Origin of the sequence: Alteromonas gilva (genome assembly GCF_028595265.1) — a bacterium.
GTDB classification, from domain to species: Bacteria; Pseudomonadota; Gammaproteobacteria; order Enterobacterales; family Alteromonadaceae; genus Alteromonas; species Alteromonas gilva.
On record NZ_JAQQXP010000001.1, the window covers coordinates 640,139 to 653,216 of the forward strand.

Annotated in this window: 12 protein-coding genes; 8 read left to right on the forward strand and 4 right to left on the reverse strand. The window is 47.8% G+C overall.

The annotated features are described in order from the left end of the window. Window positions 1-91: 91 nt before the first annotated feature. Together OIK42_RS02855 and OIK42_RS02860 are read left to right on the forward strand one after the other, a co-directional pair. Window positions 92-1,123 (forward strand): glycoside hydrolase family 43 protein, encoded by a 1,032-nt coding sequence (locus tag OIK42_RS02855; RefSeq protein ID WP_273638208.1) that lies wholly within the window; start codon window positions 92-94, stop codon window positions 1,121-1,123. 324 nt (window positions 1,124-1,447) lie between these two features. Then, window positions 1,448-2,773: a TolB-like translocation protein gene (locus tag OIK42_RS02860; protein WP_273638209.1), complete on the forward strand. Its 1,326-nt coding sequence runs from the start codon at window positions 1,448-1,450 to the stop codon at window positions 2,771-2,773. Here OIK42_RS02860 and OIK42_RS02865 read toward each other — a convergent pair. Both OIK42_RS02865 and OIK42_RS02870 read right to left on the reverse strand, forming a co-directional pair. Further along, the gene (locus OIK42_RS02865) at window positions 2,770-3,672 is read right to left on the reverse strand and encodes a sialate O-acetylesterase (RefSeq protein WP_273638211.1); all 903 of its coding nucleotides are present in this window, start codon (window positions 3,670-3,672) and stop codon (window positions 2,770-2,772) included. The two genes, OIK42_RS02860 and OIK42_RS02865, sit on opposite strands and share 4 nt — an antisense overlap. A 161-nt stretch (window positions 3,673-3,833) precedes the next feature. Beyond that, window positions 3,834-5,462 (reverse strand): sodium:solute symporter, encoded by a 1,629-nt coding sequence (locus OIK42_RS02870; RefSeq protein ID WP_273638213.1) that lies wholly within the window; start codon window positions 5,460-5,462, stop codon window positions 3,834-3,836. Window positions 5,463-5,742: 280 nt separating this feature from the next. On the opposite strand from OIK42_RS02870, the gene OIK42_RS02875 reads away from it, so the two are divergent. From OIK42_RS02875 to OIK42_RS02890, 4 genes are all read left to right on the forward strand, one after another. Beyond that, a complete protein-coding gene (locus OIK42_RS02875) occupies window positions 5,743-6,462 on the forward strand; it encodes a FadR/GntR family transcriptional regulator (RefSeq protein WP_273638216.1) in 720 nt (239 codons plus the stop codon). Window positions 6,463-6,523: 61 nt separating this feature from the next. Then, window positions 6,524-7,303 carry an SDR family NAD(P)-dependent oxidoreductase gene (locus OIK42_RS02880; protein WP_273638218.1) on the forward strand — a complete coding sequence of 260 codons (780 nt, stop codon included), beginning with the start codon at window positions 6,524-6,526 and terminating at the stop codon, window positions 7,301-7,303. A gap of 269 nt (window positions 7,304-7,572) precedes the next feature. Further along, window positions 7,573-8,280, forward strand: a complete 708-nt coding sequence (locus OIK42_RS02885; protein WP_273638219.1) for a sulfite exporter TauE/SafE family protein — start codon at window positions 7,573-7,575, stop codon at window positions 8,278-8,280. A gap of 175 nt (window positions 8,281-8,455) precedes the next feature. Then, a complete protein-coding gene (locus OIK42_RS02890) occupies window positions 8,456-9,340 on the forward strand; it encodes an SMP-30/gluconolactonase/LRE family protein (protein ID WP_273638221.1) in 885 nt (294 codons plus the stop codon). Here the strand turns inward: OIK42_RS02890 and OIK42_RS02895 are convergent. Both OIK42_RS02895 and OIK42_RS02900 read right to left on the reverse strand, forming a co-directional pair. Beyond that, the gene (locus OIK42_RS02895; protein WP_273638223.1) at window positions 9,337-9,687 is read right to left on the reverse strand and encodes a YacL family protein; all 351 of its coding nucleotides are present in this window, start codon (window positions 9,685-9,687) and stop codon (window positions 9,337-9,339) included. The genes OIK42_RS02890 and OIK42_RS02895 overlap by 4 nt on opposite strands. Then, window positions 9,687-10,220, reverse strand: coding sequence for a YgjP-like metallopeptidase domain-containing protein (locus OIK42_RS02900; protein ID WP_273638225.1), 534 nt, complete (start codon window positions 10,218-10,220; stop codon window positions 9,687-9,689). The genes OIK42_RS02895 and OIK42_RS02900 overlap by 1 nt, the downstream gene beginning before the upstream one ends. Before the next feature lie 379 nt (window positions 10,221-10,599). Between OIK42_RS02900 and OIK42_RS02905 the strand changes: the two genes are divergently transcribed. Continuing rightward, window positions 10,600-12,162, forward strand: coding sequence for a sodium/sugar symporter (locus OIK42_RS02905; RefSeq protein ID WP_273638227.1), 1,563 nt, complete (start codon window positions 10,600-10,602; stop codon window positions 12,160-12,162). Window positions 12,163-12,486: 324 nt separating this feature from the next. Next, window positions 12,487-13,068: a single-stranded DNA-binding protein gene (locus tag OIK42_RS02910; protein WP_273638229.1), complete on the forward strand. Its 582-nt coding sequence runs from the start codon at window positions 12,487-12,489 to the stop codon at window positions 13,066-13,068. Window positions 13,069-13,078 lie beyond the last annotated feature (10 nt).

A 13,078-nucleotide genomic window follows, 5' to 3' on the forward strand; every position in this document is an offset into this window, starting at 1 on the left:
TCATGTTAAATATGTAATACAATATTAATAATTGATTAGCAATTTGACAACTGTCAATTTCAATTGTGTGAATAATGATAACGGAGCAATTATGGTTAATGATAATAACGTGCTAACAAACACGATACGTTTTGCCTGTATTTTACTGACCACCTTGTGTATCAGCCCTGCTTGGGCGACAACACTGGAACCTATTGATAATCCTATTGTAGTTCAGCGCGCCGACCCATGGATTGTGCGGCACGATGACGGTTGCTATACCTTTATTGGTTCATCACCCAAGTTCGATGAAATTGAGTTGCGTTCGGCATGTCGCTTAAACGATCTTAAAATAGCCGAGCCAAAAGTGATTTGGCGGAAAAAGGAAAAAGGCCCCATGAGTGTTAACATTTGGGCGCCAGAATTACATGAAGTGGATGGCGACTGGTATATTTATTTTGCCGCAGGCAATGCCGATCAGCCCTTCAGTATTCGCATGTATGCGCTAAAAAATACGGCCGAAAACCCCATGGAAGGAGAATGGACCGAAGCCGGGCAGATAGAAACCCCGGTTGACTCGTTCTCACTCGATGCCACGAGCTTTGAACATCAGGGCACTCGTTACTTAGTTTGGGCGCAGCAGGATGCCGACCGCTCCTACAACTCGGCGCTGTGGATTGCCGAGATGGACTCGCCAACCTCAATTAAGTTTGACACTATCGCAGTAATTACCGAGCCAACGCTGGACTGGGAAGTACAAGGCTACAAGGTAAATGAAGGCGCAGCCGTGCTGGTTCGCCACGGGCGTGTCTTTATTACCTACTCAGCCAGTGCTACCGATCATCGCTACGCCATGGGGTTATTGTGGGCCGATGAAGACGCTGATTTACTTGACCCCGACAGCTGGCATAAAAAACCTGAGCCGGTTTTTACCACCAATGCTGCAGTGGGCCGTTTTGGGCCTGGTCATAACAGCTTTGTAAAAGCCGAGGACGGAGTCACTGATTTAATGATTTATCACAGCCGTGATTATAAAGAGCTGCGTGGAACACCACTGACTGATCCTAATCGCCATGCCAGAGCGCGGGTAATCTATTGGGATGCCGAAGGTTTTCCTGTTTTCAGACCTGAGTTAGTTGATTAGTAAAAGATTACTGACACATCATAAATCCTCATTCGGCCAGTCTCGCTATTGTCAGACTGGCTTTTTTGGGTGTATAGCACTATGGCCAGTATGACTAGCGCGATGCCCATCGCAGCCGCCCCGAGTGCCGTGGATGAAAGTGGGGGCTCACTACACCGGGACTAACGCCCACAATGCCGGTAAACGGCTTAAACTCTCTGGTAAGTTTCATATTTAACTCAAAAAGCAATAAGCGTTGGTTTGTATGGACAGCTTGTGGTTTGCTCATTAGCACCGCGTACTACAAAAGTGAAAATAGCGATGCAATGGATGAAGCGCACATTAATGCCACTCTTAACAGGCTTGTTCGTAATGCTGCCGGTATTTACCGTCACAGCGAAAATTGGCGATACGTTTCCCTCGGAGAGGCAGGTACTTAACGATCCCGTTACCGGGGTCAAACTGGCTTTTTTAACCAGTGCCGCAAAAGGTGACTCAAAGATCTATCCTACCCATCCGCAGTGGACCAGTGATGGTGAGTGGTTGGTATTTCGCTCTGACCGGGTGCCAGGTGAGGCGATGGCGGTAAACGAAGCCGATGGCAGACTGGTGCAAGTCAGCGAAGGTGGATATTTTGGTATGCTGGTAAATGCGCAGCAATCAAATACGCTGTATCTGATGCGCGACCCCAAAGTGTCCGCTGACCAGCAGCCCCGTTATGGTCAGAATAACAACGATAAGCAGATCATTGCGGTGGATATGCAGCAGTTACTGACGGATGTGACCGCGGGTCAGGTAAAGAGTGCCAAGCACTATCAGAGGGTTGTTGGCACTGTTCCCGCCGCTATGGGCGCTGGTGGTGATATGGCGCTGGATGCGGCGGAAGATGTCATTTACTTCCGCATTGGTCGCAAGGAAGCAGCGCGGCATATTGATGACAGCATACCCATCGAGTCAAATTTTGGCCCACGAAATATGGGCGCAGGCCCCACAGGTATCGCCAGTATGGATGTGCGCACTGGCAAAATAGAGATGGTCGTCGCGCTGCCCTTTCAATTAGGGCATATTCAAACTAATCCCTGGGTACCCAGAGAATTGATATTTTGCTGGGAGACTGGCGGCAAGTCACCACAACGCATGTGGACGATGAAAGTCGGTGGGCCGGTCAAACCGTTGTACCCGGAAGCGGACTATGAATGGGTAACCCATGAAGCGGTGATCACCGCCGATGAGGTAGCGTTTGCTATCATGGGACACCGTGATATTGGTACCAATGACGGATGGGGGCCATCAGCGAGCCGTGCTAAGCCTACCGGATTAGGCATTGTTAATCTGCGTAGCGGGGAAATGCGTATAGCCGGGCAAACCCGCAGCGGCAGTGGGCTATGGCATGTGCATGGCTCGCCGGACGGGCGATGGGCAGTAGGCGACGATTTTAGCCGAAGCCTGTATCTGATAGACCGCACCACCGATGAAATGATGCTGTTGAGCACCGGCCATAAACCGACGGCAAAAGACCATACCCATCCCACGTTTAGCCGTGACGGGACTAAGATCCAAATCCAGTCGGCGATGCTGGCAACAGACGATCGCAGTCTGAATATCGCCGTGATCTATTTACCTGAAAAGTTGCTCAAACGCGATTACCGCGAAGTTAAACGCCTGGATTAATCCGTTGCACACTGTCGCTCCAACAGGTTAACACTGTTAGCGAATTGCTCACCCAACTGAAGGTAGTCGGCTGAATGATAGTGCCAGCCGTCTTCCAGATGGGTGAAGCTTTCTGTGACGGTGACCAGCGCAGCGCAGGTATCCTGCTCAACAAAATCCAGTTGTGCCTGTTGTACCACACTCCCCCAGTTCATACGCAGGCCGTCTTCCGGATCCATCTTCGAATCGGTAATTTTGCCCATGACAACAGGCAATGATGCATCACGAAGTGCGGCACGAAACAGCGCCATTATGTGCTGTAAGTTGCTCATATAGCGATGCGCGGTAATGTCGCTGTGATAGGCATCCGATTCACCCTGCATCCAGATGATGCCAGCGGGAATTAGTTTGTCAGCTTCACCATCACCATCAATATCCTGCTCGCTAAACGCATGCCGGAGCGTGGTCAGGAAATGATCATACTGATTGATACCATTCCCTCTGCGATAGTCAGGGAACCAGTTGTTGCCCACGCCGTAGCCAAGCGCTGAGCCGCCCAACGCGTATTTAATAATTGCCACAGACTGATTTTTATTAATTGCGGCGATACGATGACCAAAACTCAACTCCGGACCAAAGTGCTCAGAACGGACGTTAGCGCTGCCGTCACTGCCAAAATTCAGACCAAATCCTGGCTGCAGTGTATCCCATACACCCAGGCCGCCATCCGGTTTAAAATCGGCTGCCGGGTTGCCTGTGAATATCCTCACATCTTTTAGCGGCCTGAGGTAGTCCTTGGGTAATTCGCTATTGTTACCAAACCCTTCCATATTTGACTGGCCACCCAGGTAATACACCTTGTAGGTTTTAGCGCACAGGGCAGGGCTGATAATGAGTAATAACAGAATGAGTCGTAACATAAAAAAGCCTCTCCATTTTGAGCAGTGAGCGCCGCAGTATCCGGGCTTACTGTTAATTTTTATTGGCGCAAGGTAGCTCGTTAGCATAGCTACCCGCTAAAACAACAAAGCCGGTAACAGGGACCTGTTACCGGCTTTGACTTTAAACGCTTACCGCTTGTTTACCAGAAGCGGATATAGATAAACGCGGTAATACCTAAAATACCCGCGGTATGGATATAGTCCCACTTATCCAGGCCGGCGATCACTTCACTCATGGTGCCTTTACCCAGCGTGCGGAAGGTCAGGCCTTTCAGTTTTTCTTCACTGGCGCGCGCGGTAAACATGCTGATAACAATCATAATAACGGTAACCAGCACGAACAACAGAATACAGTAGTACAACCAGTTCATCTCAACAATCCAGGCGAAGCTGGTACCGGCCAGACTATCTCTGAACGGCAGCAGTACCAAACGAATCATACCGAGTACAAACCCTGACACCAGGCCATAGTAGCCCGCTGCCGGCGTAATACGGCGGCTAACCAGGCCGAGCAGGAATACTGCTGCGATCCCCGGGGCGATAAGCGACTGAACGCTTTGCAGGTATTCATAGAGTACGTCTGCAATCAGGCTCATTACCGGGATCCACAAAATACCCAGAACCACGATCACGACGGTGGCAATACGACCCACTTGCAGCAAGTGTTTCTCGCTCGACTCAGGCTTAAACTTTTTATAAAAGTCGATAGTAAACAGCGTCGCTGACGAGTTAAACAAAGATGCCAGTGAGCTCATTAATGCTGCCACTAAACCACCGATGACAATACCTTTTACCCCTGACGGTAACAACTGGGATACCAATGTGGGGAACGCCTGGTCGGCGCTGGCATAGTCAATGATGCCTTTTTCTTTCAAAGCGACGGCAATCATGCCCGGCACCAGGAAGATAAATACGGGTAAAAGCTTCAGGTAACCGGCAAACATAGTACCACGGCGGGCTTCTTTAATGCCTTTAGCAGAAAGTACACGCTGAACGATGTACTGGTCGGTACACCAGTACCAGAAACCAATAATAAAGGAGCCAAATATAATCCCCGGCCACGGGAACTCTGCATCACTGGCACTGCGGATAAGGTGCATATTGGCATCGTTAATGCGCTCTACTTCGGCCCAGCCGCCGGCCTGTTCGAGGCCCACTACCAGAATCACCACAGAACCAATAATTAGCACTGGCGTTTGCAGTACCGAGGTCCACATAATGGCTTTCATACCGCCGAGTACCGTGTAGATACCGGTAATAATGACCAGGCCTAATGCGGAAATCCAGAAGAAGTCGATACCGAACATCGTATCGATTCCCAGAATCGTCTTAAACGCAATTCCCCCTGCGTAAACCGTTACTGCTACTTTGGTGAGTACATAGCTGACCAGTGATATCACCGACAGAAAGCTCCGGGCTTTGGAGTTGTAGCGGCGTTCAAGAAATTCCGGCATGGTGTACACTTTACTGCTCCAGTAAAAGGGTACAAAAAACCAGCCTAATAACAGGATAATCCAGGATTGCAGCTCCCAATGGGCTAATGCCATACCTGATTGAGCCCCAGAACCTGATAAGCCAACCAAGTGCTCAGACCCAATGTTCGAGGCAAAAATCGACGCACCAATAACCAACCAGCTAGCGTTCCGGCCTGCTAAAAAGTAATCAGCAGTGTCTTCTTCCTTTTGACGCATGGACATGCCCACAACGCCTATCAGTAAAACAAAAAAACCGGCTAAAACGAGCCAGTCCAGAGTACTTAATTCAACCATGAAAATACCTTGATACCATGATGATCAATTTAAACAGATTAAAAAATATTATATTACAAAACAGCTGATGGGAAGCTTTTTGTTAAAACAGCGTTAAAACCCAGAAGGTTAATTTATCACACTTTTACAACGAAAATTTTTTAAACGCTTGCACGCAGGGGCCTTACAACTCTATGATGGCGGTAATAATATTAACAAAACAGGCAACATGAATCATCGATAGTCTAAGATATTATTTATTCATTCATGATTAAAGCCGTTAGCAAAAAGATAATTACCTATGGCGCGAATTGAGAACCTGAACCTATCGCAACGTGTGACCAATGAATTGGGTAAAGCGATTATCGCGGGAGTCTATGGCGAAGGCTCCGGGCTTCCCACTGAGGCACAGTTGTGTAATGAGTATGGTATAAGCCGAACTGCTGTGCGTGAAGCGGTTAAAATGCTGGCTGCAAAGGGGCTGATCTCGTCCCGGCCGCGTCAGGGAATTCGGGTTGAGCCGCCCGAAAACTGGAACTTATATGACACCAGCGTGCTCGGTTGGATGTTTGAGAGCAGCCCTTCACTGTTGGTATTAAAAGAGTTTTTACAAATGCGTCTGGCTATCGAACCGCAAGCGGCAGCGTTAGCTGCAAAACACGGTACGCCGCAAGCCATTGCGCAAATTGAAGTGGCGTTAAATGCCATGGACAATGCCGCGCAAACCGACGGCTCTATACATGACAGCGACGTGGAGTTTCATACTGCAATACTGCTTGCCAGTGGCAATCGCTTTTTTTACCAACTCCGAGACTTTATTAGCACTGCATTAAATGTGAGTTTTCAGTACACCACAAATGCAAAAGACAGCCTGCAAACGATTGCCGATGAACATAGAAAGATTTTTCAGGCGATCAAGAACGGCGAGGCTGAGCGTGCCAAAAATATGATGGCTTATTTGATCGATGAAGCCATGGCATACATAGAACTGAAAATTAATGAAGCAGAGTTAACCGCATAATTATAAGTAACGGAATCGTTGATAAAGTGAATACAGTGCCAATTTTAATCGTGAGTTGTCTATGACGCAGACGCCCGAAACAGCAGCCCAATACCCAAGTTTGCGCAATCGCAGCGTGTTTATTACCGGCGGTGGTACCGGTATTGGCGAAGTGATGGTCGAACGCTTTTGCGCGCAGGGTGCCAATGTGTGTTTTGTGGATGTTAACATTCCAAAGAGTGAAGCGTTGGTTGAGCGAGTGGCGCAAAGCGAAGGTGGTAAAGCCGTTTTTATCGAATGTGACTTGCGTGACATAAAGGCGCTCCAGGCCGCTATAGCTGAAGCCGGAAGAATTAACGGCGACATTAGCGTGCTAATCAATAATGCCGCAGATGATACGCGTCATGAGTTTGAACAGGTCGATGAGGAATACTGGAACGACCGCGTGAATGTGAATTTACGTCCGAGCTTTTTTGCAGCACAAGCCGTTGTTGAACAAATGCGCCGTTGTGGTGGTGGCAGTGTGGTGAATATGGGCTCGGTAAGCTGGCGTCAGAAGCAAACCTGTATGCCTGTTTACACCACTGCTAAAGCCGCCATTGATGGTCTTACGCGCACTCTGGCTGCCAAACTGGGACCTGATCATATCAGGGTCAATACACTGGTACCGGGCTGGGTAATGACCGAACGGCAAATGACCCGCTGGGCTAGCCCTGACATCGTTCAGGAAGTGCAACAAGCGCAGTGTATTCATAAAACACTACTTCCTATTGATATCGCTAATGCCGCGTTATTTTTAGCTGCTGACGATAGCAAAATGATGACAGCGCAAACGTTAATCATTGACGCTGGTTGGGTATAAGGCGTTACTGAACGTCTTGTCCCTGCTGTATAACATCCCGTTCCCTTCTTAACTGAATAAGCAGCTTAATCAATAATAGCCCACTTTTTATTCTGGGCTCTGCGTGTTCAGGGTTGTAACACGCACAGAACATCGGGCTTTATCACCTTTATCGCTCACTGAAATGTTGCAAAAATGTTTACAATCTGGCACTGTGCAGGGGTTAAATGTAATATAATATGTAAATTTAAAGTAACCTCAGTTTCTGAGGGGCGTAAAGGATTATTTGCTTGGCCGATTTTTTTCTGGTGTATCTGGTCTTAATAATAGGCTCTTGTTTACAAAGCGTTATTGGCTTTGGGCTTGGCCTGTTAGGCGCACCGCTTATTTACTTACTAATGCCTGAACTGGTGCCAGGGCCTATGATCCTCAATGCGCTGTTGCTCACCACCCTGCTAGCAGTTAAACATCAGTACGATATTGATTTAAAGCAAACCGGATTTTCTATTCTCGGTGGTACCGCTGGCGTGTTGGTTGCCGGAAGTGTGTTGCTGTACATCGATGCGCATCAGTACCAGATGCTGCTGGGCATTTGTATTATTGCTGCGGTGATTTTATCGCTGGTGGGTGTGACGCCCCGTATCAGCGTTTTATCTAATCTGATTGCGGCGATGATCTCCGGCTTTATGGGCACTACAACCTCCGCTGGTGGTGCACCCATGGGCCTGCTTTATCAAGCCGAAAATAAAGATAAAATTAAAGCCAATTTGAGCGTGTTCTTTGTTTATATAAACATGTTTGGCATTGCTGTGCTGTGGTTTACCGGCGCAGCGGGCCACGAAGATCTTGAGCGCTTTTTAACCTGTATTCCCGCTATTTTGATCGGCTGGTTTCTTTCATTCTTTGTGAATCGACGTATTGATGAAATGTTTGTCAGAAAACTCATTCTCGCCGTTGCAGCGTTTGCCGGTACGGCACTTATAGTGTCAAATGGCTAGCCAGTAGCATAGCGTTGTCAACAAAGTGCTACATTCCCGAATCGAATTCCCGCCCGTAAGCTTTATTTAATCTTTTATCAATGCGATATTGCATACAGTAGATAAGCATATCATTTACCTGGTTTTCTGCTTTAGCGAGCTATCTGACCAGGCCAAAAACAACTCGATTAAAAGAATGTCCGCTGCCACCATAATCAATACATACCCCACCGGCTGTGAACTGGGCGAGGGAATTCACTACAGCGCCAGTTTGAACTGCGTTTTTTGGGTCGATATAAAGCAACATCAGCTATTTCGCCTATCACTCAACGACGGTGTGATTTCACGGTTTAATATGCCCGAGCCCATTGGCTGGATTAAACAAACTCGCACCGGCAATTTTATCGTTGGCTTGCAGTCGGGTATTTACCTGTTGAACAGCGATTTTACTTGCGGTGAGCAGCTGTGCGCACCCAGAGCGGAGCCAGCGACAAACCGCTTAAATGATGCCAAGACCGATCGTCAGGGCCGCTTATACTTTGGCTCTATGGATAATTATGAAAAGCAACAGTCGGGCAATTTGTATCAATTATGTTCTGTTACCGGTGCAGACTCGCCACGCTTAATTGACAGTGACTACAAGGTGTCGAATGGTCCGGCGATTAATCTGGCCGGCGATAAACTCTATTCTGTTAGCTCGTCAACACGAACCATTTTTAGTTTTAGACTGGAAACCAATGGCAATGTGACAGACAAGCAGGTGTTTATTCAGTTGCCTGAGCAGTATGGCTTCCCTGATGGTATTACCGTTGACAGCCAGGACAACATTTGGGTGGCGTGCTGGATGGGGCATTCGCTGTGTTGCTTTAGCCCGCAAGGGGAGTTGCTCAGGAAAGTCATTATGCCGGCCCCGCTCATTACTAATATAACGTTTGCCGGGGCGAACTTAGACAGAGCCTTTGTAACCTCTGCACGAATTGGATTAAGCGCTAAACAATTGCAACAGTATCCGCTGTCAGGCAGTGTATTTGAGTTATCGCTTAATACTACCGGGTTACCCGAAGCCCTGGTGGCTGATTAATTAATAAAATCGCGCCAACTTTCTAAGAGATGTGTAAATTCAACCAAACCACAGCCGGCAGCCGGCCCATCTGAATAGTCATCTTCAAATTCGTCATGATGGGGCTGGCTATTATTCAGAAACAGCTCCACTTCATCATCGGCAATGGCGAGGTGATAAATCTTACCAGTGAATTCAACGTCAGGGCGCTGGTTATTTTTTAATTGCTCTATCATGTATAACAAAGATTCAATAGCGCGTTTGTCGGTACAAATATCGTGACTTAGCCAGTCACCCAAGGCTTCACTTTCGATATCGCATTTGGCCAGCGGTTGGCCGGTTACGTCGGTAATAAATTCAAAGTCCATCAGAAGGGCTCCTGGGCTGTTGGGGGATTAAAAACGTAACCGGTGGCATCCATTTCAGTGAGGTACACTCGTACGTCAAACTCGATTTGGTGGTAATCAGGTAACATGTGTCGGCATAACTGGTAAAACGCCTTGTTGTGTTCTTTTTCTTTTAGATGTGCGAGTTCATGTACCACAATCATGTTCAAAAACGGCTCCGGTGTATTTTTAAATAAAGCACTGATGCGCATCTCGTTTTTACTTTTAAGCTTGCCACCCTGCACCCTTGATACATAAGAGTGCAGCCCCAGCGCGTGGTTAACGATATGGATTTTGTTGTCGAAAACTACCTTGCTCAGCGGCTGGGTTTTCTTCATAAACTGATTCTTTATTCCCTGTGCATACTCACGTAATTCCTTGTCATTATTAATGCTATGCATATTGGGGTAGCGTGAACGTAACCAGTTACCAAGCTGTTTTGCAGTTTTCATTTGTTGAATTTTATCCTGCAGGTGCTGCGGATAGTGAGTCAGATAGGTAAGCGGCTTGGGCATGGTAACGTGGTGATAGGCGAAACAAGTGCCTTATTATACACGCCAAATCAGCGATGTACGCAGTAATGTTGTTGGCTTTGCCGTTGCGTTATCGTTAACACTGTCGTGGCTGATTTATTGGTGATGTGGCGCGATAACCACATACGCTTTGTGAGGAAATGACTACCCTTAGCTAACGACTCTATTATTCCATTGTAGTTATTTTATTACTAAAAAATGCGTTTTGGGGGGTGACTAACCTGGGTGATGACCAGTATTATGCAAATGTGGGTTGAAACAAGTCGTTTACAATTATACGCCAAATACGGCGGCGTTTGTGTAAATTGTGTAAAAAAGTAATTTTGTAACGTATTAAAATTACAAAAATCTAGGGCGCAAAATGAAAATAGAAACACTCGATATAGTGCTGTTTGCTATCTACGTCATTGCTTTGATCGGCATTGCATGGTGGGTTTCCCGCGAAGAAAAAGGTCACGAGAAAGACACTAATGACTACTTTCTGGCAGGGTCCAGTTTGCCATGGTGGGCAATCGGGGCATCATTAATTGCGGCGAATATTTCCGCTGAGCAAATCATAGGTATGTCCGGCTCCGGCTATATGGTCGGCCTGGCAATCGCTTCTTATGAATGGATGGCGGCGATTACGCTGATTATTGTTGGTAAATACTTTTTGCCCATCTTCCTGAAACATAAAATTTATACCATGCCGCAGTTCCTCGAACAGCGCTATGACCATCGCGTACGCAAGGTGATGGCAGTGTTTTGGCTTGGCGTTTATGTATTTGTAAATCTTACCGCTGTATTGTGGCTGGGCGCACTGGCGATCAACACGATTGCCGGTATCGATTTAGTCTACGGCATGATATTCCTTGGCGTATTCTCGCTGGCCTACTCACTGTACGGGGGCTTAAAAGCGGTTGCCATGACCGATATTATTCAAGTGGTATTGCTGGTGTTTGGCGGGCTGTTCTTGTCGTATACTGCACTCAATTTGATTGGTGACGGCGATGGCGTGCTGGCGGGTTTCACTACCCTGACCACTGAACTGCCGGGTAAGTTCGACATGATCCTGAGTGAGAGTAACCCGCATTACATGGACCTGCCGGGTTTGTCGGTCCTCATTGGTGGACTGTGGATAATGAACCTCTCTTACTGGGGCTTTAATCAGTACATTATTCAACGTACGCTGGCCGCGAAGAGTGTTAGCGAAGCGCAGAAAGGCATTGTGTTTGCCGCATTTTTAAAAGTACTGATGCCGCTTATCGTTGTACTGCCGGGTATTGCCGCGGTGCTGTTAGTGCCCGATCTGGATAAAGCCGACCAGGCATACCCCTCACTAATGACGCTTATGCCGGTAGGTTTGAAAGGCATTATTTTTGCTGCCCTGGTGGCGGCGATTGTGTCGTCTCTGGCGTCGATGACCAACAGTGTGTCGACCATTTTCACCATGGACATTTACAAAGACAAACATCCGGATAAGAGCCAGCATCACTACGTGAAAGTAGGGCGTATTGTGAGCTTTGTTGCCCTTATCATTGCCATGGTTGCGGCGAAGCCACTGTTAGGCCAGTTTGATCAGGCCTTCCAGTATATTCAGGAGTTCACCGGCTTCTTTACCCCGGGCATTGTGGCGTTATTCGCTCTGGGTATGTTCTGGAAAAAAACCACGGCAACGGCAGGTTTAGTCGCAGCCGTAGGCTCGGCGGTATTTAGCCTGGCATTTAAACTGTTATTCCCCGAATTACCATTTATGGACCGTGTCGGCGTTGTGTTCTTATTATGCGTGGGATTAGCGGTGGCGATTTCGTTGTTCGAAGGCAAAGGGGATCATCCTCAGGCGGTTGAACTAAAAGAAATCGAGTTTGCTACCAAGCCAAGTTTTAATATAGCGTCGTTTGCCGTGATCATTGTGGTGGCTGCGTTTTATATTACCTGGTGGTAACGCCGAGCTAAGTACACTGCGTTAAATAGTCAGCCCTGTTAGTGATAACAGGGCTTTTTTATGTCGCCGGGCAGGCCATAAGTGTTAATCAATACACCTGTTCAGGTTCATTGGCAGGATAAATACGCTAGCCTCATAATGAAATGGTAGGATAACAATGATGCTGTGTTAGGCTTATTTACCTAAAGCTTAAAAAGGCGCTGAGCGGCTGACAAAAATGCGCTATACTGGCAAGCTTTGAGATAAGACGTTACGGCGCATCAGGCGCTGTGTAGATACAGCTATATAGAAGATATAAGCTCGAACAGATTTTAGGAGACATTCATGGCAACTCGAGGCGTTAACAAAGTCATCTTGGTCGGAAACCTAGGTAACGACCCGGAAATACGTTACATGCCCAACGGCAACGCCGTTGCCAATTTGAGCCTGGCAACCAGCGAAAGCTGGAAAGATCAGCAGGGTCAAATGCAAGAACGTACCGAATGGCATCGTTTAACCATGTATCGTCGCCTGGCGGAAGTGGCTGGTGAGTACCTGAAAAAAGGCTCACAGATTTACGTAGAAGGTAAACTGCAAACCCGCAAATGGCAGGATCAGCAAGGCCAGGATCGCTATACTACTGAAATCATCGTTGACCAAATGCAAATGTTAGGTGGTCGTGACGGAGGTCAGGGCGGCCAGGGCGGCGGTTATCAGCAGCGTCCACAGGGCGGTCAGCAGAGTGCGCCACAAGGTGGCGGTTATGGTAATAACCAAAACTACGGTGGTAATCAGGGCGGCGGCAATCAAGGTGGCGGGTACCAGCAACCTGCACAGCGCCCGCAAGGCGGCAGCGGTGGCCAAAATCCGCAGAAGCCTCCTATGGCTGAGCCAGACTTCGATTTTGACGACGATATTCCGTTCTGACGGTTACCAG

Excerpts from the sequence above, each read along its gene's own strand:
- OIK42_RS02855 (WP_273638208.1), top strand. The coding sequence starts at position 92 with ATGGTTAATGATAATAACGTGCTAACAAACACGATACGTTTTGCCTGT.
- OIK42_RS02870 (WP_273638213.1), bottom strand. The coding sequence starts at position 5,462 with ATGGTTGAATTAAGTACTCTGGACTGGCTCGTTTTAGCCGGTTTTTTT.
- OIK42_RS02910 (WP_273638229.1), top strand. The coding sequence starts at position 12,487 with ATGGCAACTCGAGGCGTTAACAAAGTCATCTTGGTCGGAAACCTAGGT.
- OIK42_RS02890 (WP_273638221.1), top strand. The coding sequence starts at position 8,456 with ATGTCCGCTGCCACCATAATCAATACATACCCCACCGGCTGTGAACTG.
- OIK42_RS02875 (WP_273638216.1), top strand. The coding sequence starts at position 5,743 with ATGGCGCGAATTGAGAACCTGAACCTATCGCAACGTGTGACCAATGAA.
- OIK42_RS02860 (WP_273638209.1), top strand. The coding sequence starts at position 1,448 with ATGCCACTCTTAACAGGCTTGTTCGTAATGCTGCCGGTATTTACCGTC.
- OIK42_RS02865 (WP_273638211.1), bottom strand. The coding sequence starts at position 3,672 with ATGTTACGACTCATTCTGTTATTACTCATTATCAGCCCTGCCCTGTGC.
- OIK42_RS02900 (WP_273638225.1), bottom strand. The coding sequence starts at position 10,220 with ATGCCCAAGCCGCTTACCTATCTGACTCACTATCCGCAGCACCTGCAG.
- OIK42_RS02895 (WP_273638223.1), bottom strand. The coding sequence starts at position 9,687 with ATGGACTTTGAATTTATTACCGACGTAACCGGCCAACCGCTGGCCAAA.
- OIK42_RS02880 (WP_273638218.1), top strand. The coding sequence starts at position 6,524 with ATGACGCAGACGCCCGAAACAGCAGCCCAATACCCAAGTTTGCGCAAT.
- OIK42_RS02905 (WP_273638227.1), top strand. The coding sequence starts at position 10,600 with ATGAAAATAGAAACACTCGATATAGTGCTGTTTGCTATCTACGTCATT.